The following is a 26,375-nucleotide window of genomic DNA, read 5'->3' as shown; positions in this document are numbered from 1 at the left end:
AGTATAGAAATAGAAAAAATGAAGAAACTGATAGTTTTGTGTTTTATGGGGATTTGGTCGCATCAGGGATTTGCCCAGGAAAACGAGAAGAAAGTATTGTTTGTTATCCTAGATGGTATCCCAGCAGACGTGGTGGATTCGGTTTCCACGCCTAATATTGACAAAGTTATCGCTGAGGGTGGATTTACACTGGCCAGTATGGGGGGAGAAGTTGGAGGATACAGTGAGACCCCCACTATTTCAGCAGTGGGATACAATTCCTTGCTTACCGGGGTCTGGGCAAATAAGCATAATGTCTGGGGTAACAGTATCAAAAATCCCAATTACAATTATTGGACTATTTTCCGGTTGCTAAGGGCATCCGATCCAAGTAAGAAAATGGCTATATTTTCTACTTGGCTGGATAACAGGACAAAATTGGTGGGAGCTAATCTCCCTCAGACAAATCATTTTGCCTTTGATTATTTCTTTGACGGAATGGAAGTGGATACGCTGAATTTTCCCCATGGGGAAGACCGCCTGTATATCCACCAAATAGATGAACTGGTTTCCAAAGAGGCAGCAAGTTATATCCGCAAGGAGGCACCGGATCTTTCCTGGATGTACTTAGAGTATTCAGATGACATGGGACACAACTTTGGTAACAGTCCGCAGATGACAGATGGAGTCCAAAAAGCAGACCTGCAGATCGGAAGAGTGTGGGAAGCTATCCAGTTCAGGGAGAAGAATTTCAAAGAAGATTGGCTGCTGATCATAACCACAGACCATGGGAGGGAAGCGGATGGCTTTGGACATGGAGGGCAGAGTGAGCGGGAAAGAACTATTTGGATTGCCACCAATTCCAAAATGACCAATTCGTACTTTGATCAGATTCCGGAAATGGTGGATATATTACCCTCTATGGCAGCGCATCTGGGGTTGAAAATCCCTAAAAAAAGGGCAATGGAACTGGATGGGACCCCGTTTATAGGGCCTGTACAGGCGACCGGGCTTAAAGCAAAGCAGCTACAGGGGAAGCTAGAATTACAATGGAAATCTCTCTCACAAGGCCATAAAGGTAGGATTTGGGTATCAACCACCAATAATTTCAGAACGGGGGGATTAGATAATTACTGGTTATTTGGTGAAGTTGAACTTGACGATGAAAACGCCAGTATAGCTTTACAGGGAATTCAATCGGAAATTTACAAAGTGGTCTTGGAGACCGACTCTAATTACCTGAACTATTGGGTAATGAAAAGCTCAGGATTCCAGAAAAATGATTAAAAATCCCCAATAGAAGCTTAAGGGAGAACAAAGGGCCATTAATCGATGGCCCTTTGTCATTTAAGAAGTAGGGAAGCTTATATTTTATCAAGAAAAACCCGAGACACTGCCAGTAAAGCCAGGGCTATCAACGGCATTACCAACGCACTGAAGGGATCCCCATTTGCCGAATGAGCAATGAAAGCTGAGATAAATGTGATCCCAAATCCTGCATATGCCCACTCTTTCAACAGCTTAGGAACCATGGGGATAAGCAATACCAGAACGCCGAGTATTTTGGCGATTCCAAGTTCTATTCTGAAGAAGTCCTTAAATCCCATCGCAATGAATCCTGCTGAAACATTCGGATCTGTGAAATAAGCATAAGCACTGAATAGCATCATTAGTGAAATAAGTCCAGTGGTTATCCAGTAGATGATTTTATTTTTCATAAGTGTGTAATTTTTCACAAACCTATCGTAATTAGCTATACATTTGTAAGTACTATACTCTTGTATAGTACTATACTTTGGTATAGTTTAGTCTAATCATTTCCCAGAGACGAATGAAGAAGCTGGATAAAACAAATCACAGCCAATGCACAGGCATTATTCGGCCTGTACAAGATGCGTTGGATGTATTGAATGGAAAATGGAAGCTACCTATCATTGTGGCGTTGCTCCATGGCTATAAGCGATTTTCGGAAATTTCCAGACAAGTTCCCGGAATTACCGATCGTATGCTTTCAAAAGAACTTAGGGATTTGGAGTTAAATCAATTGGTCAAAAGGACGGTCTACGATACTTTTCCGGTAACAGTAGAATACACCATGACTAACTATGGCGAGACGCTTAAAGATGTAATTGAGGCGCTCCATGTATGGGGAGAAAATCATCGGCATAAGATTTTTGGTGAAGATTTGCTTCCAGTTTCTGCCAAGAAAGATCATCTAGGCTGATTTTAAAGGGGAATTACGAGTAAGAAAAGAATTTTACAATATATTTTGTTCTGTATTTGCAGAACTAACTGAACTTTGTTTATCTTTGTATCGTTATCAGCCCATAACCCAAATAGATTGAAGATGGTATTGACAGAAAAACACAAGGAACTGATTGAGCGTATTGGGGTATTCCATGAGCACAAAGGAATGCAGCCATTGGTCGGAAGAATTATCGGGTTGCTATTAATCCATGAAGAGGGAGAGGTTTCTTTTGATGAGATCGTAGAGCAACTTGGAGTGAGTAAGAGTGCAGTAAGCAATGCATTGACTTTTCTACAGGCAAAAGGACGCTGTATATATTCAACACGCCCTGGTGACAGAAAGAGATATTTTGCATTGAAGGTCAGTGATTGGAGGGAGGACTTTGCCAAAGAGTTGGAAAACATTGCTGAGATCCAAAAATTCATAGATGAGGTACTGGAAGTTCGTACCGAAAAAAATCCTGAATTCAATTGTAAAATGAAAGACTTCTCAGATTTTCTGGGCTTTTTCAAAAAAGAAATACCTGTATTGTTTGAACGCTTTAAGAGACAGCAGACCTAAAAAAATTTGAACTGATTGTTCATAAAAAACAGAACCAACTACACTATTTATAATTAACTATTATTCAACACCATGTTAAAGAATTATTTAACCTATGCACTGTTCTTACTTGCCCCGGTGATGGCAATGGGACAAGAATCGTCGCTGGAATCCAGTATTCCGGATACACTCACTTTGAAGGAGAGTATCCAGATCGGTCTGGAAAACAACCGAACACTGAAAAAGGCTATTCTGGATGAAGAGAAGGCAAAGTACCAAAGAAATGAAATCAGGGGCGCAGGTCTTCCACAGTTTTCTGCTTACGGTCAGTACAACAATTTTCTGGACGTATTTCCTCAAGCGGTTCCGGGAGGGATTTTTGGAGGAGATCCAAATGAGATTCAGGTGATTTCTCTAGGTGTGCCACAATCATTAAAAGCGGGCTTCGAATTGAACCAGCTGATTTTCAGTAATTCTTATCTGATCGGGTTGAAAGCAGCCAAAACAGGAGAAGAATTTTACCGCATTCTAGCTGAACAATCTGAAGAAAATGTGATCCACGAGATTTCCCTGAATTATCTAGGGGTGATTCAGCTGGAACTACAGAGAGAAAACTTACTGGCAAACATTGATCAGCTAAAAAGCCTTGAGAAAATTCTTCAGTCACAATACGACAATGATCTTGCCCGCAAAGTGGATCTTAACCGTGTAAAGGTGAATCTGACTTCTATTCAAAGTGAGCTTGAAAATCTTGAAATTGCTATTTATCAGCAAGAAGGATATCTGAAATTGCTGATGGGAATTCCCGTAGATACTGAGATTAACCTGGATCAGTCAGTAGCTGACATGAACCAGCAAGTACAGGATTTTCAGGTACAGGATTTCAATATTTTCGACAGAAAAGATATCCAGGTCTTGGGAGTGCAGGAGAAATTATATGAGTACGAATACAAGAATATCAAGGCTGCGCATCAGCCTCAGTTGGTGGGTTTTGCCGATTTCAACAAGAATGCTTTTTCCCAAGATTTTGACTTCATGAGCCAAAATAAAGTCTGGTACCAGGGATTTTTGATCGGTTTGAAACTGCAGATTCCCATCTTCGACGGCATGCAGACCAAGTACAAGGCTGCCCAATCCAAAGTAAGTGCGCAGCAATTAAACCTGGATAAGCTACAGGCAGAGGATGCTGCAGAACTGGAATATAAAAATGCACTAAATAAATATTATAACTCCTTAAGTACGCTTGAATCCCTTGATGGTAATCTGGATCTGGCAAACGATGTGTTTGAAGAAACAACTTTGCTATACAAGGAGGGGCTAAGCCCGCTAACTGATTTGCTCGACTCAGAGACCACCCAGCGCGAAGCACAGGCTAACTACAACAACCAAATTATACAGGTTCGAATTGCCCAATTGGAGATTCTGAACTCAACGGGAAAAATCACAAATCTTTTACTGTAATAGAAAACTCATACCAACGATGAAAAAATTAATAATCATAGCGCTTCTTCTAGTCGGTGTAGGAGCAGTAGCATTTACGCTTTATAACAATAAGCAGGAAATGAATGAAGCGGCCACGCTTGCCATGAAGTCCAGCGAATATATTTCGGTGACTGTGGAAAAAGTAGAGGAGAGGACCGTGAACAGAAACTTTGAAGCAAACGGTATTTTTGAGCCTTCCCAGGAATTGAAACTTATGGCAGAAACTTCTGGAGCGATTGTAAAAATCCACAGAAGAAAGGGGAATTATGTGCGCAAGGGAGACTTGATTGTACAGATCGACGACCGGTTAATTCGCTCAGATTATACTATTGCAAAACTCAACAGAGATCAGGCGGAAAAGGACCTGAAGCGTTTTGAGAATCTTGCAGCTACCGATGCGATCACCAAGAAGCAGCTGGAAGAAAACGAAAATGCTTTTAAAATTGCTGATGCACAATTGGCCGCTTTGAAGAAGAGGCTTGACGATACTCAGGTGACCGCTCCGATTGCGGGATTCATAAATGAGGATTATTATGAAACGGGAACATTGGTAAGTCCTGGAATGCCTTTGGCAGATATCATCAATAAGAACCCATTGAAACTTACCGTGAATGTCACTGAAAGTGAAATTGCCAAAGTGAAAAACGGGGATGAAATCGCAGTAAGAGTAAACGCCATATCCAACCAGGACTTCACAGGAAAAGTACATTTCATCTCAGACAAGGCAGATGGTTCTTTCAAATACCAAGTGGAATTGATCATGAACAGCAAGAACCAGGATCAGATCAAACCGGGGATGTTTGGTACAGCCCAATTTCAGTTCTCTCAAGAAGAGAAAGTGCTTAAAATAGACAGAAAATCAATTGCAGGGAGTTTGAAAGACCCTGGGGTTTACCTGATCAAAGATGGAGTAGCAGTATATCAGCCAGTAAAAATTAATCCTTTGGATGATGGGACTGTGGAGATTTTGGAAGGCTTGAAAGCAGGTGACGAAGTAATCGCATCCGGTCTGATCAATGTGAAAGAAGGAACAAAAGTCAAAGTCCAGTAAACTATGCAAATCACTAAAATATCTATACAACGGTCGACCATGGTGGTTGTACTGTTCACAGTACTGACTTTGCTGGGGATTTTTTCCTACACACAGCTATCGTACGAGCTTTTGCCAAAAATGGAAACCAATGTGGTAACCATTTCTACCATCTATCCAGGAGCAGCACCCTCTGAAGTGGAAACCTCCGTGACTAAGAAGATCGAAGATGCCGTAGCTTCTTTGGAAGGTATCAAGTCCATGAGCTCGATCTCCCAGGAGAGCATCTCCATCATTACTATCGAGCTGGAAGCTGGAGAAGATGTGGATTATTCTATGCAGGATGCGCAGCGCAAAATCAATGCGATCCTAGGTGATCTTCCTGAGGATGCAGATCCCCCGAGTCTTGGCAAGTTTGATTTGGATGATTTGCCGATTATGCAGTTGGCGGTCTATTCGAGTCTGAATCCATCAGAATTTTATGATCTGGTGAAAAACAAGATTCAACCATCCCTAGCACAGATCAAGGGTGTGGCTCAGGTGAATATGCTGGGTGGTACAGAGCGCGAGATCAAAGTCAACCTAGATAGAAACAAGCTGGACGGATATGGCATTTCACCTATATCGGTGGCCCAGACTATCAATGCCAGTAACCTTGATTTTCCTACTGGACGATTGAAAGATAATGAAGGACAGGTTTTGATCCGCCTGGCAGGGAAATTCCAAAACGTCCGTGACATAGAAAATCTGGTGATTGCTTACCGTGATGACGAATCTCCGATTCAATTGAAAGAAGTAGCTGAGGTCGTAGATTCTTTTAAGGATGAAGAAATTCTCACCAGGTTAAACGGGAAATCTGCGATTGGTCTGACCGTCCAAAAGCAGTCTGATGCCAATGCGGTAGAGGTTGCTGAAATTTTGGAGCATGAGCTGCATAACCTTGAGCAAACCTATACTTCTGAAGGAGTTTCCTTCCAGATTTCCCAGAATACATCTGAGTTTACCTTGGAAGCGGCAAATGATGTAATCAAGGATTTGATTATTGCAATTGTCCTGGTGGCTTTGATTATGCTATTGTTCCTTCATAGTATACGAAATGCGATCATTGTAATGGTGGCCGTACCTGCTTCTATCGTAGCGACATTTACGGTGATGTTCTTGGCCGGCTTTACACTGAATCTGATGTCTTTGCTCGCCCTTTCGCTGGTTGTCGGTATTCTGGTCGATGATGCCATTGTGGTGATTGAAAATATTTACCGTCACTTGGAAATGGGTAAAACCATCGCCCAGGCATCCTATGATGGTATTAGGGAAATCGGTTCTACTGTAGTATCCATCACCTTGGTGATTATCGTGGTATTCGTGCCGTTGGCAATGACAGGAGGCTTGATCGCAGGGATTTTGACCCAGTTCAGTATTACGGTTGCTACGGCGACCTTAATCAGTTTGCTGGTTGCCTTTACGCTGATTCCTCTACTCACCTCGCGGTTTTCGAAGTTGGAGCATTTAGCTAAAAATTCATTCTTTGGAAAAATCGTCTATGGATTTGAAGCTGGACTGGATGCTTTTGTTGATTGGTTGATCGGGATTCTGAGATGGGGATTTGCTCATAAGTTTGCTTTGTTGGCAATTACGTTTGTACTCTTTATCTCCTCTTTTTTCTTGGTCATCCAAGGATTTATCGGTTCGGAATTCGTGAGTGAAGGAGATAGGGGGGAATTCCTGCTGAGGTTGGAGCTTCCAAAGGATGCCACGCTTGAGCAGACCAATTTCAAGACCCGTGAAGTGGAAGATTACCTGAGAACATTGCCTGAAGTTACAGAAGTATTTACCACAGTAGGTGTGGCAAGTGGACAATTTACCGGTTCTCAATCTTCTCCCTTTACTTCGGAGATTTTGGTGAAGCTTGTCGATCCTGAGTTTAGGTCCATGACTGGTCCTGATTATGCAAGAAACCTTGAAAATTACCTTGAGGAACATATCACAGGTGCTGAATACACCGGTGTTCCGATCTCGATCATGGGGACTGCAAACGATGCACCGATCCAGGTGATAGTTTCCGGTCCGGATAAAGATTCTATTCGCGTGGTTTCTGAGCAAATAGAAGGAATTCTAGCAGGGCTGACCGGTACCCGTAAAATCGAAAGTTCTCTTGAAGATGGGAACCCTGAAATCCGGGTAGAAGTAGATCGCTACAAGATGAATGAGCTTGGGCTCTCCATGGATATGGTTGGTGGGGCACTCCAGGTAGCCTTCAACGGGAATGACGATTCTAAATACACAGATGGTGACTACGAATACGATATCCTTGTAAAGCTGAACGAGTTTGATAGAAAATCAATCTCGGATGTTCAGAACCTTACCTTTCTAAACAGAAACGGAAATCTGGTTAAACTAGAACAATTTGCTTCGGTGAATCAATCAGAAGGACCGACTAAACTGGAACGAAGAGACCGGGTATCTTCGGTGAAAATCACTTCTCAGGTAGCAGGTGTTCCTTCAGGTACCGTTGGCGCTCAACTGACTGCTGCAATCGATCAGATGGATCTTCCCCAACAGGTTCAGATCAACTATGACGGTGATATGAAAAACCAAAGTGAAGGTTTTGGTTCATTGGGAATTGCGCTTTTGGCTTCCATTATTTTGATCTATCTGATCATGGTGGCATTGTATGATTCTTACATCTATCCGCTGGTAGTGATGTTTTCCCTTCCAATGGCATTGATCGGTTCCCTTTTAGCGCTGGCTTTGACCAAAGGAACTCTCAGTATCTTCTCGATCATGGGCCTGATTATGCTCATGGGTCTTGTGGCAAAGAATGCAATCCTTCTGGTGGATTTCACCAACCAGCTGAAAGAGGCTGGGGTAGAGGTTAAGGAAGCTCTGGAGAAAGCGGTGAAGATCCGATTCCGTCCGATTTTGATGACCACCATCGCCATGGTTATCGGGATGATGCCGATAGCGTTGGCTACTGGTGCCGGTGCAGAGTGGAAAAACAGCCTGGCATGGGTAATTATTGGTGGCTTGCTATCTTCCATGTTCTTGACGTTGGTCGTGGTACCGGTAATTTACTATCTATTTGACCGGTTTATGGTGAAAATAGGTAAAGCTGAGAAGAAGCAAATCGAGTTGGAAGAGACCAATGTGGAAGAGTTTGAGTCTGAAGCTGCCGCCTACGTTTAAAATAAAATTGACTAAACAACCCTTGCTGTGAGATTGGCAAGGGTTTTCACTACATACCCAATGAAAAACTACACTGATTTACGAAAAATATCGAAGGTCTTCCATCAATATGGAATTGATCTGACAGGAAGAAGAAAATACGCTTCCTTTACCGCAGACCTGAGAATGGACCAGGTATTTGTAGACGGATTAATATTCGAATTAGAATATGAATTAAGAAAACAGATAGAAGATGACAAAGTAGAAGGGGTACAGGCACCCGCCCAGCTTATTAAATTGTTGATGAGTTAATGTTTGTACGGGAAAAGGATAGTCCACCCGTACTTTAGAAAAAGAGTCCCGGAAGTCTGGGACTCTTTTTTTTATCAATTTTTAACTGAGGGTTCGTTGAAATGAAAAATCTTTTGCCTTAGGTAAATGGGTGTTATAATTTCTTCAACGGGCGCAAATGACGAATAACCTAATTGGATTTAATATCATTCTGCGGGGATTTTACGTAAACGAATCCTGACCAATCTGGAGATTCGGAATTACCGGAAATCTATGTTATCTGACTAATCCCAAGTTCACTCTTCAAGCAAAGTATTGTTGAATAACTTTAAAATTCGTTTATACTCATCTGTCCATGAACTTGACTCTACGAATCCATGATCTTCAACAGGATAGATTGCCATTTCCCAATTATCTTTTCCCAGCTCAATAAATCGCTGTGAAAGCCTCACCACATCCTGAAAATGCACATTCACATCTACCATTCCATGTGCCATCAATAGATTGCCTTTCAATCCTTCAGCAAAATAAATCGGAGAGGACCGCCGGTAAGCAATCGGATCTTCTTCTGGTGTGTTGAGAATGTTGGAAGTGTAGCCGTGATTGTAGTGCGCCCAATCGGTAACGGAGCGCAGCGCAGCACCTGATCTGAATGTGTCAGAAGCATTGAACATTGCCATCAAGGTGATGAACCCACCGTAACTTCCACCGTACAAGCCTACACGATCAGGATCTATCCCATGTGAGGCAACTAGATATTTTACCCCATCAACTTGATCGGATAGGTCTTTTCCTCCCATGTGGCGATAGATGCCGGTTCTCCAGTCACGACCATAGCCTGCAGATCCCCGGTAGTCAATATCCAAAACTGTATAGCCCAAATCAGCCAGCAGGTTGTGAAACATATATTCCCGAAAGTAACTACTCCACCATTTGTGAACGTTCTGCAAGTAACCCGCACCATGTACGAAAACCACAGCTGCACCATTCTTTTTGGCTGGATCAGGGAGGTAAAGCCTTGCCGGAACTTGTTCCCCGTCTTGTGCGCTGAACCGCACAAGCTCCGGCTCTCTCCAGTTGTATGCTTTAAACTCCTCGCTTTGACCTGCGGTCAGTTGCTCGGCATTCGAACCAGGTTTGTTATCCTGCAAATAGAGCTCAGCGGGCTTATTGCTATAGGAATAGATAATGGCCAGCTTTTTCTCATCTGGAGAAAGTGAGACTTCATTGTTTCCTATCATGGATGTAAGCTTTACGGCTTTCCCGCCCAAAACCGGCATTTTATAAAAATGCCGTTCCCCGGGATCCACTTCTGAAGAGGTGAAATACCAATTTTTTTTGTCCTTGGAAAGGAAAGGGTTGAACACCTCATAATCGCCTGATGTGAGGGCATTCTTTTCGCCTGAACTCACATCCAGCAAATAAAGATGAGAATATCCGCTTTCTTCCGACTGGAAATAGATGTGTTGGTTATCGGGTAACCATCCCATTGTGCCTCCAGAGAACGAATAGCCAATGCCTGGACCTGCGATCCAAGCTTCGTCCCGCTGCCTATCCAGTGTGGTCAATTTTCCAGTTTCCAAATCGATGGAAGCAATCCATCGATCTTTATTGTCAGTAGATCGAATGTTTAGGATAGCCTTTTTACCATTCGGGGAAAAGTAGGGAGTGGAGAAAACCACATCTCTTTCCTTTTCTTCCCATTCCTTATCAGGGTAGTCAGCTACATAATCCGGTAAATCTTTAATTCCGGGCAGTTCGGAAGAACTTATGAAATAAACCGTATCTCGCAGTAAATTGTAGATTCCTACAGCTGCTTTAGTTGGAGTTGAACCGACTTTTGACCGTGCGTTCAGCTCCGTGGTGTATCCGGAAGCATCCACATAATCAGGAACTTTGGTGTTTTTGTTGTCAGAAGAATTATAGATGGTGAATGTCACGTAATTACCATCCGGAGATAATTGTAAGTTTACAGGGCTTTTGCCTTCAGTATAATAGGTGAATTTGTCCTTATCTGATTCGTTGTAGGCTTCTCTATAATCAGTTCGCATCTTCGCTTTTTCCTTACGCTCTTTTACTACACCTAGAAGCCCAAGATTTTCTGATTCCAACCAAGCGGTTTCCTCTTCCTCGTCTTTCGATTTTTCTTTGGGTTTTGGTTCAGTCGATATGTTGGTGATTTTTCTAGCCGTTCTTGTGGCTCTATTGAAGACAAAAATATTGCTCTTTGATGCAAAGGAGATTTCATTTTCATCGGCCATAAACTTTGGATCACTGAAGTTCTCCGGCCATTCTGCCAATACTTCAGAAGTATGCTTACCCATATCTTCCAGCATCAATTTCCTGTCTCTCTGATATACACGAAGGGATCTGTCCGTATTAAAGTCTTCCTCATTTCGCTCATTGGTTTTCAATTCCATCCAACTCACTTTTGAAATTGATTTTTTATCGGCTAATCCTAGTTTATACAATGAGTCAGCGGGGTCCTTTTCAAGGTTATAACGGAAATATATTGTTTGGGAATCATCGCTCCAGAATGCGGAAGAAGGGAAAGTTCCCATCCATAAAGGATCACGCATGATGTGCTCTACACTTAAATCGGATTGTGCCTTTGCGGCAAATAGGGCAATAAAAAGCAAAGGCAGAAACAGTAATTTTCGCTGCATAGTTGTAAGGGTTTGTTTATTCTGTATTTAATCTAGTGTTTCCAGGAACTGGTTCAATTCAGTTTCGATCTCGGTAAGTTGTGCCTGAAGGCTCGCATTTAATTCTGGGAAATCGAGTCGGTTATTCTCAAGCTCTTCTAAAATTTTCCGTGCCTTTTTAGCTCCTATATAGACCATGGTAGGCTTGGCTTTGTGGCAACGGTTTTTGATCGTACCGAAATCACCCTGCTTGTAAAAAGTATCAAGTTCCTTCAAGTCTTTGATGTTTGTCTCTAAGATTATCTGAACCATCTCTCTAACCATCTCAGGCTCATCTTCACCGAAGTACTGATAAATCGACTGTTCACTTATGGACTGATACATGGCTGGGTAAAAAAGGTTTTAAAATATAAAAAGTTGAATAGGTCTATCTTCCTAAAATTAAACACATTTTTGAAAAAGTTTAATTTTCCGACTAGGTCTTTCAATAATTCCTAGACAATTGATCCAGATTTCCTTTGAATGGTTAATTTTGCATGAAATCAAGTAGAAATCTATACTGCATGCCTCGGAATAAGAAGATATTTTTGATCCTATTTGTGATTTTCATGTTGATCATGTGCTGGATTGGATATGATATTTCCCAGAGGACTACCTTCCCTGGTTCCAAGAGGAATCTTGAGCAACGTATAGGGGATGACCTGAATAAGGATGGAAAATAGATAGCCAATCCTCTTATTTGTTCAATAGCTTACACTTACTCGGCAGGCCTGCCGGGGAAATACCAATTCAATGGATAACTTAATGACCCGTCAGCTTGATATTATTTTACGTGAAGGAGAGGTGGATTTTGCGCGGGATTTTGAACTGGAAGTAATACCCAAATATTTAGATGAAAAAGGGAGAAACTGGCTGGCGGATATCTATGATGATCTCGGGGGAATTGGAAAACTGCCTATGCTTGAAAAGCTGAAAATCGACTTCAAAATCAACAGAAATTTGTTCTTGTATGATGAAGAAATCCACTTCAATAGATACCGATTAATAACTTTTAAATCAGATCTTTATTCGGAATTAAACTTTCCTTTTCTAGAAACCCAAAAAAGGCTGTGTAGAAGCTATGAAAAAGAGTGCATGAAGGTAGGGTTGCAACAAAGAATCTGGAATGGTCCGCCTGTTGCCAAGCATTGTTTTGGAGATGCTTCTGAGCCGGGAGATTTCTCAGGAAACGGAGCTTCAGGTTGGAAGCTCACCGCATACAACGATGTTCAATTTGATATCCAAACGAGAATTCACGGATATAAACTTTTTCGCATTACACCTTACGAAACGCTAATGACCGGCGGTTCCTTGAAGCGTCTGGATCAATTGCTTATTAATCCCAAAGAGGAGCAGCGGAAGATGATTTTAAACTGGTTTATTCGAAAGTACCAGTCCTAGCCCCATAAAATCTGACTAATTCTCTGTTGTTTTTGAGTTTAGCTAGGTTTTAAGAGAATAATCCAAAAATTTCCCGCTCTACTTTTTCAACTACTAGAGAGAAATCGCTTGGATACTTCACAAAATCAAGGTTATTCACATCTATGATCAGTAGTTTTCCTTCCACATAGCCAGATATCCAATCTTGGTAATGTGTATTGAGGTTTTTCAGATAATCTATTCGCATAGTCGTTTCGTAATCTCTGCCACGCTTTTCGATCTGCCCTACCAGCTTTGGAATATCAGCTTTTAGGTAGATCAAGAGATCCGGAGCTTTCACATGAGCGATCATACTATCGAAAAGACTGAGGTAATTCGCATAATCCCGCTCCGTCATTAGCTTGCTTTTATATAGATTGGCAGCAAAAATATAGGCATCTTCATAGATAGTCCTGTCCTGGATTGTAGGTGTATTACTCTGCTGTATCTTCTTCAGTTGATTAAATCTGGAATTGAGAAAATATACTTGAAGATGAAAGGCCCATCTTTTCATATCTTCATAAAAATCAGGTAAATAAGGATTGTTATCTACAGCTTCAAATTCAGCTTTCCAGCCGTAATGCTTGGCAAGTTTTTCGGTAAGTGTAGTCTTTCCACTGCCTATATTTCCAGATACTGCGATATGCATTGTTCTTATTTTGTGAAACGGGGAGAAATGACAGAATCTTTGCTTCCTACAGTGTATTTGTAAAAACCTTCTCCGGATTTTACTCCTTTGAAGCCAGCCTGGACCATGTTAACTAAAAGTGGGCATGGGGCATATTTCGGATTACCAAAACCGTCTTGAAGAACTCTTAGAATCGAAAGACAAACGTCCAAACCGATAAAATCTGCCAATTGCAAAGGTCCCATCGGATGTGCCATTCCAAGCTTCATCACCGTGTCAATTTCATGTACACCAGCCACTCCTTCAAAAAGAGTGTAAATAGCCTCGTTGATCATTGGCATCAGGACTCTGTTTGCGACGAAGCCAGGATAATCATTGACCTCTACGGGCTCTTTAGAAAGATTAGTAGACAAAGTCATGATTTTGGCAGTCACTTCATCAGAGGTAGCATATCCACGGATCACTTCCACCAGCTTCATTACCGGTACGGGATTCATGAAATGCATACCAATTACCTGTTCGGGCCTTTTGGTAACTGCGGCTATTTTTGTAATGGAAATAGAAGAAGTATTGCTGGCCAAAATTGTCTTTTTGGGAGTGAATTGGTCTAGTTGACGGAATAAATCCAGCTTAATTTCCACGGTTTCAGTAGCGGCTTCCACCACAAGGTCAGCGGACTTTACGCCATCTTCCAAATCAGTGAATGTGATAATCCTGCTTAAAGCTGCCTTTTTATCATCTTCGGTAATCAATCCTTTGCCTACTTGCCTGTCTAGGTTCTTGGCAATAGTAGCCAGCGCTTTGTCCAGGAATTCCTGTTTGATATCGATCAGGCTGATTTCGTAGCCATGCTGTGCAACTACATGCGCAATGCCATTTCCCATGGTACCAGAACCAATGACTGAGATATTTTTCATAAAGAAGGATTAAGGTTAACGTTAGAATTTGGGTCTATTTCAACAGGTTTAAACAGTTGAAGAGTTCAAAGCTAATTCCAGCAGTGACCAAATCCAATTTTTCAACTTTCGGTTCTTTACTTTGTTGGTCACAAAAGTTCAGTTTTCAAACTGCGATTATTGCCTACCTTTGGGGAATGAAGGAACTTGGTTTAATCTCAAAATTACCCATCAATAGATTTACAGACTTCGGGGCATATTTGGCGCTGAATTCCGGCGAAGAACTTTTGCTTCCCAAAGGATACTTGACTGGAGAAGAAAAAGAAGGAGACGAAATTGAAGTATTTGTCTATACAGATAGCGAGGACCGGCCAGTAGCTGTGACACAAAAGCCTTTGGCACTATTGGATGAGTTTGCTGTTTTGAAAGCTAAGGAAGTTACTTCTTTCGGCACATTTATGGATTGGGGACTACCCAAGGATCTTTTTGTTCCAAAATCTGAAATGGGCAAAAACATGGAAGTGGGACAAAAATACTTGGTGAAGGTTTGCGTAGATTATAAGACCAACAGATTGATTGGAGTCAATAAATACAGAGACTTCATTCGGTTGGCACCGCTTGACTGGGAAGTAGGAAAGGAACTTGAAGGTCTTATTTTTGAAGAAACGGATCTTGGATTCAAGGTTTTGATTGATAATGAATACGAGGGACTTCTATTCAAAAATGAGGTATTCCAACCATTGGAACTAGGAGAAAAGCGTAAAGTTTATGTGAAAAAGAACCGTGAGGACGGAAAACTGGATTTGCAATTATTGCCTCTTGGTCGGGTGAAATATGATGAAGGGTCGGAAAAAATACTTTCTATCCTGGAGGCAAAAGGATTTTTACCATTGCATGATAAATCAGCCCCTGAGGAAATCCAGGAGCATTTGGCGATGAGCAAGAAGCATTTCAAACAGTGCATTGGGCAATTGTACAAAGCTAGGATGATCCAGATCGAGCCGGAAGGGATCAGACTAAATGCATCGAATTAAGTTTTAGAATATCAGTTGGAGTGATGCAAAATATCGCCCGGCCCTGTAAGGTAGCAATAGGGGCTTTGATCAGATTTGGAAATTTGATCAGGATATTCAGCCAGCTCTCATCATCCCAATTTTTGCCTGCGATGAATCGCTGGTAATCCGGATGAGCTCGGTTGAGTAAATCTTTTGCCCGGAGATTTAGTTTGAGCAAAAGACTATTCCATTGGGTAGGAGTGAGCTTTTCTTTGCTAAGGTCAATCGTGTTAACAAATTGGGATATTGATTTGGCATAAGCCAATGTCTGCTTATCTACCAGCTGCGTAGGGGAATGGTAGAAATACAATTCTGAAGGGTGAGTTTTCATGGCTATAGGGTTTTGTTGCTTCTTAAGATACTGAATATCTATAGTTTATAAAAGAATTTTTTTTCATAATTAGTTTCAAAAACATTATTTAACTTCTAGAGAAATTGGAAATTGACCTTGAAAATTTCGGTAAAGAGAGCAGATCAGAATATTCTTCTAATCAAAAGCTAAGAGCTAGGCTTAGAAAAGTAAAGCCTAAGGTTTTGGACGAAAGGTTCGGGAACTTGCATGAGCAGGTTTTCAGCGAACTAGATTGTTTGGATTGTGCCAATTGTTGTAAGACAACAAGCCCAATTTTTCTAAATACGGATATTGATCGTCTGGCTAAGGTTTTCCGGATGAAAAGCAGTGTTTTTATTGACGAATATTTGCATCGGGATGAGGAGGGTGATTTTGTCCTGAATTTTTCTCCCTGTGCTTTTTTGGGGCCCGACAATAAATGTCTTGTGTATGAAGATCGGCCAAAGGCCTGCCGGGAGTATCCTCACACAAACCGTAAAAAAATGCATGGTGTTCTAGAGCTTTCACTTAAAAACACCCTTGTTTGTCCGGCAGTTTTCAAAATTTTCCAGCAGATTGGGAAGGATTATAGGAAGTAATACTTTTCTTTTGCTTTTTTGAAACCGTAAACCTATTAATAATACTATGCAAAATCAGGAAGCACATTTCCTAGGAGTGGATGTGGGGGGAACTCACTTGAAAATTGGCCTTGTAAATAGAGAAGGCAATATATTGGACTTTGTGAAAGAAGACACCACTTCTTATCGTGATCATCCTGAAGGTTTTGGTCCAGCATTTATAGCTGGCTTGGAGAAATATCTCATCAAATATCCGGATGTAAAAAATGTTGGAATCGGACTTCCTGGTATGATTTCAAAAGATAGAACCACAGCACTGGAGATACCCGCAATACCTACTCTAAACGGCTTTAATCTTAAAGGGCAGCTTGAAGAGAAATTCCCAAAGCATGAATTTTCTTTAGAAAATGACGCTGCAGCAGCTGCGATAGGAGAATTTTATTTTGGGAAAGATGATCCCCCTCAGAATTTCCTGTTCATCACCATGGGGACTGGGATCGGCAGTGCCTTGGTATTGGACGGAGAAGTGTTCAAGGGATCAAGAGGAAATGCCATGGAAATGGGCCATATGCTTTCAAAGGGAGCCGCTAGACTTGAGACGCTCATCGGAAGAAAAGGAATCTTAACTATAATGTCCCGACTCATCGATGCTTATCCTCAAGAAGCCGGAGTCCTGGTAGGAGCTGAGCTAGGAACACATCTTTTAGTGGATACAGCGAAAGCCGGAAACCCGGTTTCCCTGATGGTATTTGAGGAGGTGGGAAGAATACTAGGGGAAGCAATTGTATCTGCAATCAGGATTCTCGATGTGACAAATGTGTATTTTGGAGGAGGGATTTCTGCGGGATTGGAATTTATGATGCCTACGCTGGATCGCACCATCAAACAATATTTGACGCAGTATTACGGGAAGGATTTAGTTTTGAAAAAAGCTACTCTAGAAAATAATGCCGGAACCCTTGGAGCAGCTGCACTGTGTTTTATGGGTTCTGGGTTGTAATCGTCACCTCGGATACTTTGCTTATTGCATTTAATCGAAAAAGAACTCTAAGGGGTTCTTTTTCGATTTCTACTCCATCACAATTATCACTAGGTTCCAGAAAATAGAAGAAAAAAGTCTGGCTTTTATCAACCAATTCCACCCGGTCGGGACGTCCAAACGTTTTGATCAAGGCTTGGTTATCTACTCCCAAATAAGAATGTTTTAACCGCTCAAGTTCTTCCAGATCCTGGATTCTCAATCCTTTGCAACCGTTCCTGTCAGATTTCCAGTTTTCCATATTCATGCTTCCTGTATCTCTTTTGGAGCTGCAGGAAAAGGAAATGGAAACAACTAAAACAGAGAAAAAGAGTAAAGATTTTTTCATGATTATAAAGAAATGGAATGGATTCGGGATTTGAGCTGCAGGTTTTTCCACAGCCAATAGAAAGAACCCACACAATAAAAGCCCAAGATTCCGACTAGAACCGGCAAAGGTAGCAGAGATTGGATCAAGAAAAAGACAACTCCTGCAAAAGCAAGGATTCTTGCTATCTCCTGAGGGAAATACCAGCTTCTTTTTTCGAATATCCCCGAAAAACTCACCGTCGTCCACACGATTATTGAACTTACAAGGACTTTGGGCAGCCAGTTAAAGCTGTCCACCTCGAAGAGAAAAAAGCCTGTAAGCGGCAAGACCGAAATATAGTGGGCAAACACATACCAATTCAATGAATTGGGAACTACTGTATCGAACTTCTGATAGCCAGCTTCTACTTCTTTGGGCGCACGATAACCACCCAGGTAATCCGGCAGCCAGCCAGGTTTGTAAAAGAGGTATTTTATTCGATCAGCCCAGCTTGGGATCATCTTAAGCTCTTCTTTCATATTGGCATAGTGTGCCAGGTTGACCCAAACAGGATTCCAGCTTTTTACAGGAGTTGTGATACCGTAAGTCGGTTTTTCCTCTTCTGCCCGGAATGTGCCAAACCATTTATCGAAAATGATGAAAATACCCCCATGGTTCTTGTCAATATAATTGGGATTGCGACCATGATGAACTCGATGATGCGAAGGCGTATTCATGAATTTCTCTAAAAACCCCATTCTGCCTATGACTTCAGTATGAATCCAGAATTGGTACAACAGATTGATCCCTGAAGCCAAAATCAACATCACAGGATCGAAACCCAAGAGTGCAAGTGGGAAATAAAAGAAGAAAGTCCAAATGGTCTGTGTGCTGCTCTGGCGGAGCGCCACTGAGAGATTATACTCTTCACTGGAATGATGTACTACATGTCCTCCCCAGAATAGATTAATCTCATGGCTCATCCTGTGAGCCCAATAATAACAGAAATCGTAGAGAAAGAATAAAAGCAGGAAAGTCCATACATTGTTGGGAATATGGAAAAATGCGAGGTATTGGTAGATCAGCGTATAGATTCCAATCGAAAGCACTTTGATGAAGACTCCAGTCACTTGGGAGATCACCCCACAATTGATATTAGTAATTGCATCGTTGAGCCGGTAGCCGGGATGTTTTTGAAATCTAAGGACAATCATTTCTATAGCCATCAAAATGAAATACATCGGGATCGCGATCACTACTGGACTGAGGTTCATTATTTTGGGTGTTTTAGCGAAGCTATTTGTCAAAGATAAAGATAAAAGGAAGATGGATAAGTCGGATTCGATTTGTCCAAATCCTTTATATTAGCGCATTCAATTCCCCTCAATTATGTATTACCGATTCGGAAAAGCCTTTTATTTCCTCAGTGTTGCCCTGTTCATTTTCTTTCTGCTGTATTTCTATGCTGCATTGCCGGAGAAAGTCAGTTATAATTTCGATGAAAATGGATTATCGGCCGAAAAACTGGATAAGGGTACTTTTTTCTATGGAATGATCGCAGTTTTTATTATAATGAACGTGATCGTTCTACTTCCTCCCAAATTACTCGAAACCAAAAATCATAAGGGTTTGATCCGGGTTTTCCCCATTGGGGACAAGTTTAGGGATTATTACCTGGCCTGGTTTTATTCTTTCGGCGGCATACTAAACATGAGCCTGGGCATGTTGGTATTTTATACCCATGCGATCAATAATCAAGAGGAAATCGCCGCGAACCAGTATAATTTCTTCTTTTATCTCATACCTGGACTTTTCGTTTTCTGGGTATTGGGGTTGTTTGCGATCTTTATAGGGAAATTCAACCAAGTTTCAACTAAGTCTTGAGCAGAAATAAGTATCAAAAAGAATATGGCTGAAGCAGTTAAATATACAGAAGACAGTATCAAATCCCTCGACTGGAGGGAGCATATCAGGTTAAGACCGGGTATGTACATTGGAAAGTTAGGCGATGGAAGTGCGCAGGATGACGGTATCTATGTCCTTGTCAAGGAGGTGCTGGATAATTCTATTGATGAACATATGATGGGCTATGGAAGAACCATCGATGTCAAAATCTCCGAACATAAAGTGGAAGTCCGGGATTATGGCCGTGGGATTCCACTGGGCAAAGTCATCGACTGCGTTTCCAAGATTAATACAGGTGGCAAATACGATTCCGGCGCTTTTCAGAAGTCTGTCGGCTTAAATGGGGTAGGTACCAAAGCAGTGAACGCGTTGTCTGACTTTTTTAAAGTGCAGGCTTACCGTGAGGGAGAAACCAAAGTAGCCGAATTCGAAAAAGGCATCTTGGTAAACGATCCACCAGTGACCAAGACATCCGATAGAAATGGAACAAAAGTCGTTTTTTCTCCTGATGGCGGCATTTTCAAAAACTACCATTTCATACCTGAATATCTCGAAAATCAGATTTGGAACTATGCCTATCTAAACGCAGGTCTTACGATCAACTATAACGGGAAAAAATATTTCTCTGACAGAGGACTTTATGATTTGCTTTCCAATAAGATAGATGAGGAGACTCAGCGATATCCTATTATTCACCTGAAAGGGAATGATATAGAAATGGCTCTCACGCACTCCAATCAGTATGGAGAGGAGTATTATTCTTTTGTCAATGGTCAATACACGACACAAGGGGGGACACATTTAGCGGCGTTCCGAGAGGCAGTCGTGAAGACAGTACGGGAATTTTTCAAGAAAGATTATGATGCTTCTGACATTCGGCAAAGCGTCGTAGCCGCAATTTCCATCCGGGTGCAGGAACCTGTTTTCGAGTCGCAGACCAAGACTAAGCTTGGTTCCCAATCTGTTGGACCAGATGGCCCCACCGTCCGTACGTTTATCAATGACTTCCTCAAGACGGAGCTTGATAATTACTTGCATAAAAACCCAGCGGTTGCAGATGCTCTTTTAAAGAGAATCCTTCAATCCGAACGTGAGCGTAAGGAGATTTCAGGGATTAAGAAATTGGCAAACGACCGGGCCAAAAAGGCCAATCTGCACAATAAGAAGCTGAGAGATTGCCGTGTGCACTACGACGATCCCAAAGCCAATGAGGATATGAAAGCCAATACAATGCTGTTCCTTACTGAGGGTGATTCCGCTTCGGGATCTATCACCAAATCCCGGGATGTACAGACCCAGGCAGTGTTTTCACTTCGGGGAAAGCCTTTAAACTGTTTTGGGATGACCAAGAAAGTGGTGTATGAGAATGAGGAATTTAACCTTCTACAACATGCACTAAATATTGAAGACGGAATTGAAAATCTTCGCTATAGAAAGATTGTAATCGCTACGGATGCAGATGTCGATGGTATGCACATCCGCTTGCTGATTATGACTTATTTCCTGCAGTTTTTTCCTGACTTGGTAAAGAATGGACATTTATTCATTCTGGAAACTCCATTATTCCGGGTGAGAAACAAAAAGGAAACAATCTATTGCTATACAGACGAGGAGCGACAGCGGGCAATTCATAAGCTTGGAAACAAGCCTGAAATTACCCGATTTAAAGGATTGGGGGAGATTTCTCCTGAGGAATTCGGAGGATTTATAGGAGAGGATATACGCCTGGAGCCGATAATATTGAATAAGGAGACCAAGATAGGTGACTTGCTTACTTTCTATATGGGCAAGAATACACCAAATCGTCAGAACTTTATTATAAAGAATCTAAAGATTGAAAAGGATTTGGCACTTGAGGATCCAAAAGCTACCGAAGCGGCTGAAGAGGAAAGTGAAGCGGCTTAATTTTCTGCCAACGAATGGGTTTGTATAAGAAAACAAACTGCTATTCAATTGGGTATTTGTTGGTTTCAAAGTTGTTTGCTTTCTTTTGCGACAGAGCAGGCTATTATATTAAGTAGGAAAGCTACGGTTCCCAACGCCCGATGTGGAACGGAATAACAACGGCTGTATAGCTACCTATGCCTATTTGGTTGTGTTTACCATCAGGTTGACATGATTTGATGCTTTGGAGATCGGAATAAGAATCAAAGCGGATGACAATAAAATTTCAAATGATTATTTCCTGATTGGAAATATGATTTCTGTTGGTGTTGGTATTTGACCTTCCAACTTTATAAATACTGGACTATAACATGAGTGAAGAAAACAATTTGCCTGATAATGGAGACGAATCTCTGCACACTTCTGTTCCGGTGACAGGAATGTACAAGGAATGGTTTCTCGATTATGCTTCTTATGTAATTCTTGAGCGGGCAGTCCCTGCGATCGAAGATGGTTTGAAACCCGTGCAACGTCGTATTCTACATGCGATGAAGGAAATGGACGATGGACGGTTCAATAAAGTCGCCAATATCATCGGTCAATCCATGCAGTTTCATCCACATGGCGATGCCTCCATTGGAGATGCTATTGTAAATATTGGTCAGAAAGAACTTTTAATTGAAACCCAGGGTAACTGGGGCGATGTACGGACCGGTGACCGAGCTGCTGCTGCCCGTTACATTGAAGCCAGGCTTTCTAAATTTGCCCTTGAAGTATTGTTTAATGCCCAGACTACTGAATGGCAACTTTCTTATGACGGCAGAAAACGGGAGCCGGTAACACTTCCAGTTAAATTTCCGCTTTTACTTGCACAAGGGGTAGAAGGAATTGCTGTGGGACTTTCTACCAAGATTCTTCCCCACAATTTTTGTGAGTTGATACTCGCGTCTATCGAGATTCTCAAGGGAAATAAAACCAATGTCTTACCGGATTTTATCACAGGGGGATATGCTGACTTTTCTGAATATAATGAAGGTCTTCGGGGAGGTAAGGTTAAGGTTAGAGCAAGGATTGAAGAGGAGGACAGTAAAACACTTTTAATTAAGGATATACCGTATGGTACAACAACTGACTCTTTGATTGATTCTATCCTAAAAGCGAATGAGAAAGGCAAAATTAAAATCAAGAAGGTAGTAGATAATACCGCCAAAGATGTAGAAATAGCGATACAACTTGCACCTGGCGTTTCTCCCGATGTGACAATAGATGCACTTTATGCTTTCACAGATTGTGAAGTGTCTATTTCGCCAAACGCCTGTGTAATTATTAAGGATACGCCGGTCTTCCTCACAGTAAACGAAATCCTAGAATACAATACCAAGCAAACCAAAGCGCTACTTAAGCGTGAGTTAGAGATCCGTAAGGCGGAATTGATGGAGAAGCTGCTATTCTCCTCATTGGAAAAAATATTCATCGAAAATAGAATCTACCGGGACATCGAAGAATGCACTACCTGGGATGATGTGCTTAAGGCCATAGATGAAGGACTGGATCCATACAAACCCGATTTCTATAGAGAGATTACTACCGAGGACCTGGTCCGTTTGACTGAGATTAAGATTAAGCGTATTTCCAAATTTGATACTTTCAAAGCAGACGAGTTGATGAAGCGGCTTCAGGATGAGCTGAAGGAAGTGAATCATCACTTAAGGCATCTGACAGACTATGCGATAGCTTACTATGAAAATCTGCTTGCAAAATATGGCAAAGGCCGGGAACGTAAGACTGAAATCAGAACTTTTGATACGATTCAGGCTAATACCGTGGCGGCAAGTAATGCAAAGCTTTACGTAAACCGTGCAGACGGGTTTGTAGGCTATGGTCTAAAGAAGGATGAATTTGTCTGTGACTGCTCAGATCTGGACGATATCATCGTAATTCGTAAGGATGGAGTTTGTATGGTTTCTAAGATTCAGGAAAAGAACTTCATGGGCAAGGATATTTTACATGTGGCTGTTTTCCGTAAAGGCGATGAACGAATGGTCTATAATTTTATCTACCTGGATGGCGCTACGGGCCGGGCAATGGTCAAGCGTTTTCAGGTATTGGCCGTGACTCGTGATAAAGAGTATTTGCTTACCAAAGGTACTAAGGGCAGCAAAACGCTTTACCTCACTGCCAATGCAAATGGTGAAGCTGAGATCATCACGGTCTATCTGACTCAAGGTGCAAAAGCCCGAGTGAAGGTTTTTGATTTTGATTTTGCTACAATTGATATCAAAGGCAGAGGAGCAGGAGGTAATATTCTGACTCGATATCCGATACGCAAGATCCAGTTGAAAATGGAAGGAGTATCTACGCTGGGAGGATTGAATATTTACTATGACTCCATCGTAGGCAGGTTAAATACCGATGAGCGAGGAAAGTTGATTGGTAATTTCTTGGGAGACGACAGAGTGTTGGTCTGTTACAAAAGCGGTGATTATGAATTGACTAGTTTTGAAACGACCAACAGGTACGATGCTCCTAATGTAGTCCTGATAGAAAAATTTGATCCTGATAAAGTACTGTCAGCCATTTATTTTGATGGCGGGAGTAAAACTTATTATATAAAACGCTTCCAGATAGAGACAACTACCTTAAACAAGAATTTTAATTTTATTTCAGATCATAAACAGTCTTACCTGAAACTTATCTCCACTGATAAACAACCGCAGGCACGCGTGACTCTGATCAAAGGCAAAGAGGAAGAAGTGATGGAGTATGACTTGGATATGTTGATTGACATTAAGGGATGGAAGGCTTTGGGCAATAAATTGAGTACCTATCAAGTGAAAGACTTGAGCTTAATTGAGTCAAAAAAAACGGAGATATCCAAAGAATCTGAATCAGAAGAGGAAGAGCCGGATTCAGATGATGATCTTGAAATCGGTTCTACGATAGATTTATCAGTAAAAAAAGACGATGATGAACAATTAGGGCTATTTTAAGTAGCTCAACTTTTCCAAATGGAGAGAAAAAAGCATTTAGAAACTATAGATCAAGACTGGTTGGATTATTTGGGCCAATACATTACCGCCCATAAGAAAACAGTAATGGAGAAGGTGTTGGCTCAAAGAACCCGTTTTCTTACTGTTGTCCTGGAAGATATTTTCAAACCCCATAATGCCAGTGCTGTTTTACGTACTTGCGATTGCTTTGGGATTCAGGATGTACATGTCATCGAGAAGGTGAATAAGTACAAGATCAATCCCTACGTAACCCGGGGCGCCTCCCAGTGGGTGGATCTGCATAAGTATTACACGCAAGATGGCTCAGCGGTTCAGGATTGTTTTTCCAGTCTTAGAGAAAAGGGATATAAAATATTTGGTACCAGTCCTTTACCGGGTTCTATTTCAATTTATGATTTAGAACCTGATGAAAAGCTTGCACTGGTATTCGGGAATGAACATGAGGGTATAAGTGCGGAAGTGCAGGAAAATGCAGATGGATTAGTGCATATTCCGATGCTGGGCTTTACAGAGAGTTTTAATATTTCTGTGGCAGCTTCCATTTCTCTTTATGAGCTCGTCAAAAAAGTCAAAAACTATGATCATCCTGATTTCTACCTGACAGATGAGGAGAAGCAGATGCTCCGGATGAAGTGGTATAAGTCAGTAGTAAATAGAGCGGATTTGCATGAAAAAGTTTATTTGAATACAAAGAAGGTCTAGTCCTTCTTGTGAAATACTGTGTTGAGCTGTTCTTTGAATGTTGGCTTTTGTGCTCTTTTTTTCGCTTTATGCCGCTTCCTCTGTCTTTTCTTCTGCTCTTTGCTTTTTACCAAAACCATACGTGCGGATATCCCCACTTGCCCTCTATAGAATTCTTCCCGGCCAACTAGGTTAATATTGGGTTTGTAATCCAGAGAAATGACAGTATTCAACAGGGTGAGTTCCAATCCTGCAATCAAATCCAATCCTGTGGTGGAATTTCCATAGGTATGAAGAATTTGCTTTTGCTCAGGATCTTTCACAAAACTTTCTTCAACTCCGAATGAGGGGCCAACTCCATAGTAGTAATTAAAGCGTTTGGAGATGATGGGATGGTGTTTTTCTACCAATACTGAAAAAGTAGTGTTAAGCTTGAAATCGGATTGGAGAATCCCTTCAAGGGATAGTCTTTTCGTGATTCTTTGTTGCACTGTTAATCCTACAGTTCTGTAAAGATTATTGTTGCCAAACCTTAGCCCTAAAGCAGTACCATAGCGTTGAGCCTCTGAGATGGTAAGTGATGTGAAAAATAGGAGGATGAGCAGGCTAATTCGTGTTTTCATAGACTATTTTCAAAGGGAATGACCCTTGTTCAATAACTATTCCAAGCTTCAGGATTTACTTAAACAGGAATAAAAAATGCCCTCAGAAGCAGATTTGCTAATGAGGGCATATCAATGTAACTAGAATTTTTTAAGATTCAGAAACGACAATCTTCTCGATTTTGTCACCTGCTTTTATCTCATCAATCACGTCCAAACCTTCTACCACTTTACCGAAGCAGGTGTGATTTCTGTCTAAATGGGCAGTATTGTCCCTACTATGACAGATGAAGAACTGGGATCCTCCAGTATTTCTACCTGCATGCGCCATAGAAAGCACCCCACGATCATGGTATTGATTCTCCCCATCCAGTTCACATTTTATGTGGTACCCAGGTCCACCGGTTCCATTTCCTTTGGGGCAGCCGCCCTGAATCACAAAATTTGGAATAACTCTGTGAAAAGTCAGTCCATCGTAAAATCCTTTATTGGCAAGATCAATGAAGTTTTGGACTGCAATCGGCGCGTCCTTCTCATAAAACTCCACTTTCATTGTACCTTTCTCTGTAATCAATTCTGCTGTCTTCATTTTTATCAGGTTATCGTATGTTCCAATCAGGAGCTTTTATATTCTTAACTGG

General features: G+C 41.5%; 25 protein-coding genes. 15 read left to right on the top strand and 10 right to left on the bottom strand.

The genetic code is table 11. The annotated features are described in order from the left end of the window. Positions 1-18: 18 nt before the first annotated feature. Positions 19-1,266 (top strand): alkaline phosphatase family protein, encoded by a 1,248-nt coding sequence (locus tag AS141_RS05085; RefSeq protein ID WP_057936764.1) that lies wholly within the window; start codon positions 19-21, stop codon positions 1,264-1,266. A gap of 77 nt (positions 1,267-1,343) precedes the next feature. Here AS141_RS05085 and AS141_RS05080 read toward each other — a convergent pair whose 3' ends face one another. Next, a complete protein-coding gene (locus tag AS141_RS05080; protein WP_057936541.1) occupies positions 1,344-1,697 on the bottom strand; it encodes a DoxX family protein in 354 nt (117 codons plus the stop codon). A 113-nt stretch (positions 1,698-1,810) separates the two neighbouring features. On the opposite strand from AS141_RS05080, the gene AS141_RS05075 reads away from it, so the two are divergent. The 6 genes from AS141_RS05075 to AS141_RS05050 all read left to right on the top strand — a co-directional run bounded on the left by AS141_RS05075 (position 1,811) and on the right by AS141_RS05050 (position 8,753). Beyond that, positions 1,811-2,203, top strand: a complete 393-nt coding sequence (locus AS141_RS05075; protein ID WP_057936540.1) for a winged helix-turn-helix transcriptional regulator — start codon at positions 1,811-1,813, stop codon at positions 2,201-2,203. A 123-nt stretch (positions 2,204-2,326) separates the two neighbouring features. Beyond that, positions 2,327-2,788, top strand: a complete 462-nt coding sequence (locus AS141_RS05070) for a GbsR/MarR family transcriptional regulator (protein WP_057936539.1) — start codon at positions 2,327-2,329, stop codon at positions 2,786-2,788. Positions 2,789-2,860: 72 nt separating this feature from the next. Beyond that, positions 2,861-4,228 (top strand): TolC family protein, encoded by a 1,368-nt coding sequence (locus tag AS141_RS05065; RefSeq protein ID WP_232424822.1) that lies wholly within the window; start codon positions 2,861-2,863, stop codon positions 4,226-4,228. 19 nt (positions 4,229-4,247) lie between these two features. Then, positions 4,248-5,300: an efflux RND transporter periplasmic adaptor subunit gene (locus AS141_RS05060; protein ID WP_057936538.1), complete on the top strand. Its 1,053-nt coding sequence runs from the start codon at positions 4,248-4,250 to the stop codon at positions 5,298-5,300. 3 nt (positions 5,301-5,303) lie between these two features. Next, positions 5,304-8,462, top strand: a complete 3,159-nt coding sequence (locus tag AS141_RS05055) for an efflux RND transporter permease subunit (protein WP_057936537.1) — start codon at positions 5,304-5,306, stop codon at positions 8,460-8,462. Positions 8,463-8,522: 60 nt separating this feature from the next. Beyond that, on the top strand, positions 8,523-8,753 hold the full coding sequence (locus tag AS141_RS05050; protein WP_057936536.1) for a hypothetical protein: 231 nt from the start codon (positions 8,523-8,525) through the stop codon (positions 8,751-8,753). A 275-nt stretch (positions 8,754-9,028) separates the two neighbouring features. On the opposite strand, the gene AS141_RS05045 is transcribed toward AS141_RS05050, so the two are convergent. Continuing rightward, a complete protein-coding gene (locus AS141_RS05045) occupies positions 9,029-11,398 on the bottom strand; it encodes a S9 family peptidase (RefSeq protein ID WP_057936535.1) in 2,370 nt (789 codons plus the stop codon). Between the two features lie 27 nt (positions 11,399-11,425). Beyond that, positions 11,426-11,761 carry an Hpt domain-containing protein gene (locus tag AS141_RS05040; RefSeq protein ID WP_057936534.1) on the bottom strand — a complete coding sequence of 112 codons (336 nt, stop codon included), beginning with the start codon at positions 11,759-11,761 and terminating at the stop codon, positions 11,426-11,428. A 408-nt stretch (positions 11,762-12,169) separates the two neighbouring features. Here AS141_RS05040 and AS141_RS05035 point away from each other — a divergent pair, with 408 nt between their 5' ends. Further along, positions 12,170-12,817: a DUF7255 family protein gene (locus AS141_RS05035; RefSeq protein WP_057936533.1), complete on the top strand. Its 648-nt coding sequence runs from the start codon at positions 12,170-12,172 to the stop codon at positions 12,815-12,817. A 49-nt stretch (positions 12,818-12,866) separates the two neighbouring features. Here the strand turns inward: AS141_RS05035 and AS141_RS05030 are convergent, their stop codons facing one another. Both AS141_RS05030 and AS141_RS05025 read right to left on the bottom strand, forming a co-directional pair. Next, entirely contained in the window at positions 12,867-13,484 is a 618-nt protein-coding gene (locus AS141_RS05030; RefSeq protein WP_057936532.1) for a deoxynucleoside kinase, read from the bottom strand. A gap of 5 nt (positions 13,485-13,489) precedes the next feature. Then, entirely contained in the window at positions 13,490-14,380 is an 891-nt protein-coding gene (locus AS141_RS05025; protein ID WP_057936531.1) for a 3-hydroxyacyl-CoA dehydrogenase family protein, read from the bottom strand. A gap of 176 nt (positions 14,381-14,556) precedes the next feature. Between AS141_RS05025 and AS141_RS05020 the strand changes: the two genes are divergently transcribed. Further along, a complete protein-coding gene (locus tag AS141_RS05020; RefSeq protein WP_057936762.1) occupies positions 14,557-15,393 on the top strand; it encodes a CvfB family protein in 837 nt (278 codons plus the stop codon). On the opposite strand, the gene AS141_RS05015 is transcribed toward AS141_RS05020, so the two are convergent. Then, complete coding sequence (locus AS141_RS05015; RefSeq protein ID WP_057936530.1) at positions 15,371-15,745, bottom strand: arsenate reductase family protein; 375 nt, start codon at positions 15,743-15,745, stop codon at positions 15,371-15,373. The two genes, AS141_RS05020 and AS141_RS05015, sit on opposite strands and share 23 nt — an antisense overlap. A 104-nt stretch (positions 15,746-15,849) precedes the next feature. Between AS141_RS05015 and AS141_RS05010 the strand changes: the two genes are divergently transcribed. Together AS141_RS05010 and AS141_RS05005 are read left to right on the top strand one after the other, a co-directional pair. Continuing rightward, entirely contained in the window at positions 15,850-16,344 is a 495-nt protein-coding gene (locus tag AS141_RS05010; protein ID WP_317043014.1) for a YkgJ family cysteine cluster protein, read from the top strand. A 46-nt stretch (positions 16,345-16,390) separates the two neighbouring features. Continuing rightward, positions 16,391-17,323, top strand: coding sequence for an ROK family protein (locus AS141_RS05005; protein ID WP_057936529.1), 933 nt, complete (start codon positions 16,391-16,393; stop codon positions 17,321-17,323). Here AS141_RS05005 and AS141_RS05000 read toward each other — a convergent pair. Together AS141_RS05000 and AS141_RS04995 are read right to left on the bottom strand one after the other, a co-directional pair. Next, entirely contained in the window at positions 17,304-17,690 is a 387-nt protein-coding gene (locus AS141_RS05000; protein ID WP_057936528.1) for a hypothetical protein, read from the bottom strand. The genes AS141_RS05005 and AS141_RS05000 overlap by 20 nt on opposite strands. 2 nt (positions 17,691-17,692) lie before the next feature. Next, the gene (locus tag AS141_RS04995) at positions 17,693-18,925 is read right to left on the bottom strand and encodes a sterol desaturase family protein (RefSeq protein WP_057936527.1); all 1,233 of its coding nucleotides are present in this window, start codon (positions 18,923-18,925) and stop codon (positions 17,693-17,695) included. 115 nt (positions 18,926-19,040) lie between these two features. Between AS141_RS04995 and AS141_RS04990 the strand changes: the two genes are divergently transcribed. The 4 genes from AS141_RS04990 to AS141_RS04975 all read left to right on the top strand — a co-directional run bounded on the left by AS141_RS04990 (position 19,041) and on the right by AS141_RS04975 (position 25,153). After that, on the top strand, positions 19,041-19,535 hold the full coding sequence (locus tag AS141_RS04990; protein WP_057936526.1) for a hypothetical protein: 495 nt from the start codon (positions 19,041-19,043) through the stop codon (positions 19,533-19,535). Between the two features lie 24 nt (positions 19,536-19,559). Further along, on the top strand, positions 19,560-21,461 hold the full coding sequence (locus AS141_RS04985; RefSeq protein ID WP_057936525.1) for a DNA topoisomerase IV subunit B: 1,902 nt from the start codon (positions 19,560-19,562) through the stop codon (positions 21,459-21,461). A gap of 350 nt (positions 21,462-21,811) precedes the next feature. Beyond that, entirely contained in the window at positions 21,812-24,430 is a 2,619-nt protein-coding gene (locus AS141_RS04980) for a DNA gyrase/topoisomerase IV subunit A (RefSeq protein ID WP_057936524.1), read from the top strand. Positions 24,431-24,448: 18 nt separating this feature from the next. Further along, positions 24,449-25,153: a TrmH family RNA methyltransferase gene (locus tag AS141_RS04975; protein ID WP_057936523.1), complete on the top strand. Its 705-nt coding sequence runs from the start codon at positions 24,449-24,451 to the stop codon at positions 25,151-25,153. Here the strand turns inward: AS141_RS04975 and AS141_RS04970 are convergent. Together AS141_RS04970 and AS141_RS04965 are read right to left on the bottom strand one after the other, a co-directional pair. Then, positions 25,150-25,755 (bottom strand): hypothetical protein, encoded by a 606-nt coding sequence (locus AS141_RS04970; RefSeq protein ID WP_057936522.1) that lies wholly within the window; start codon positions 25,753-25,755, stop codon positions 25,150-25,152. The genes AS141_RS04975 and AS141_RS04970 overlap by 4 nt on opposite strands. 130 nt (positions 25,756-25,885) lie before the next feature. Continuing rightward, positions 25,886-26,323 (bottom strand): peptidylprolyl isomerase, encoded by a 438-nt coding sequence (locus tag AS141_RS04965; RefSeq protein WP_057936521.1) that lies wholly within the window; start codon positions 26,321-26,323, stop codon positions 25,886-25,888. Positions 26,324-26,375 lie beyond the last annotated feature (52 nt).

It is taken from the genome of Algoriphagus resistens (genome assembly GCF_001442615.1).
Taxonomy (GTDB): Bacteria; Bacteroidota; Bacteroidia; order Cytophagales; family Cyclobacteriaceae; genus Algoriphagus; species Algoriphagus resistens.
Note: the sequence above shows the minus strand (reverse complement) of the source record. Positions and strands in the feature narration are given on the sequence as shown.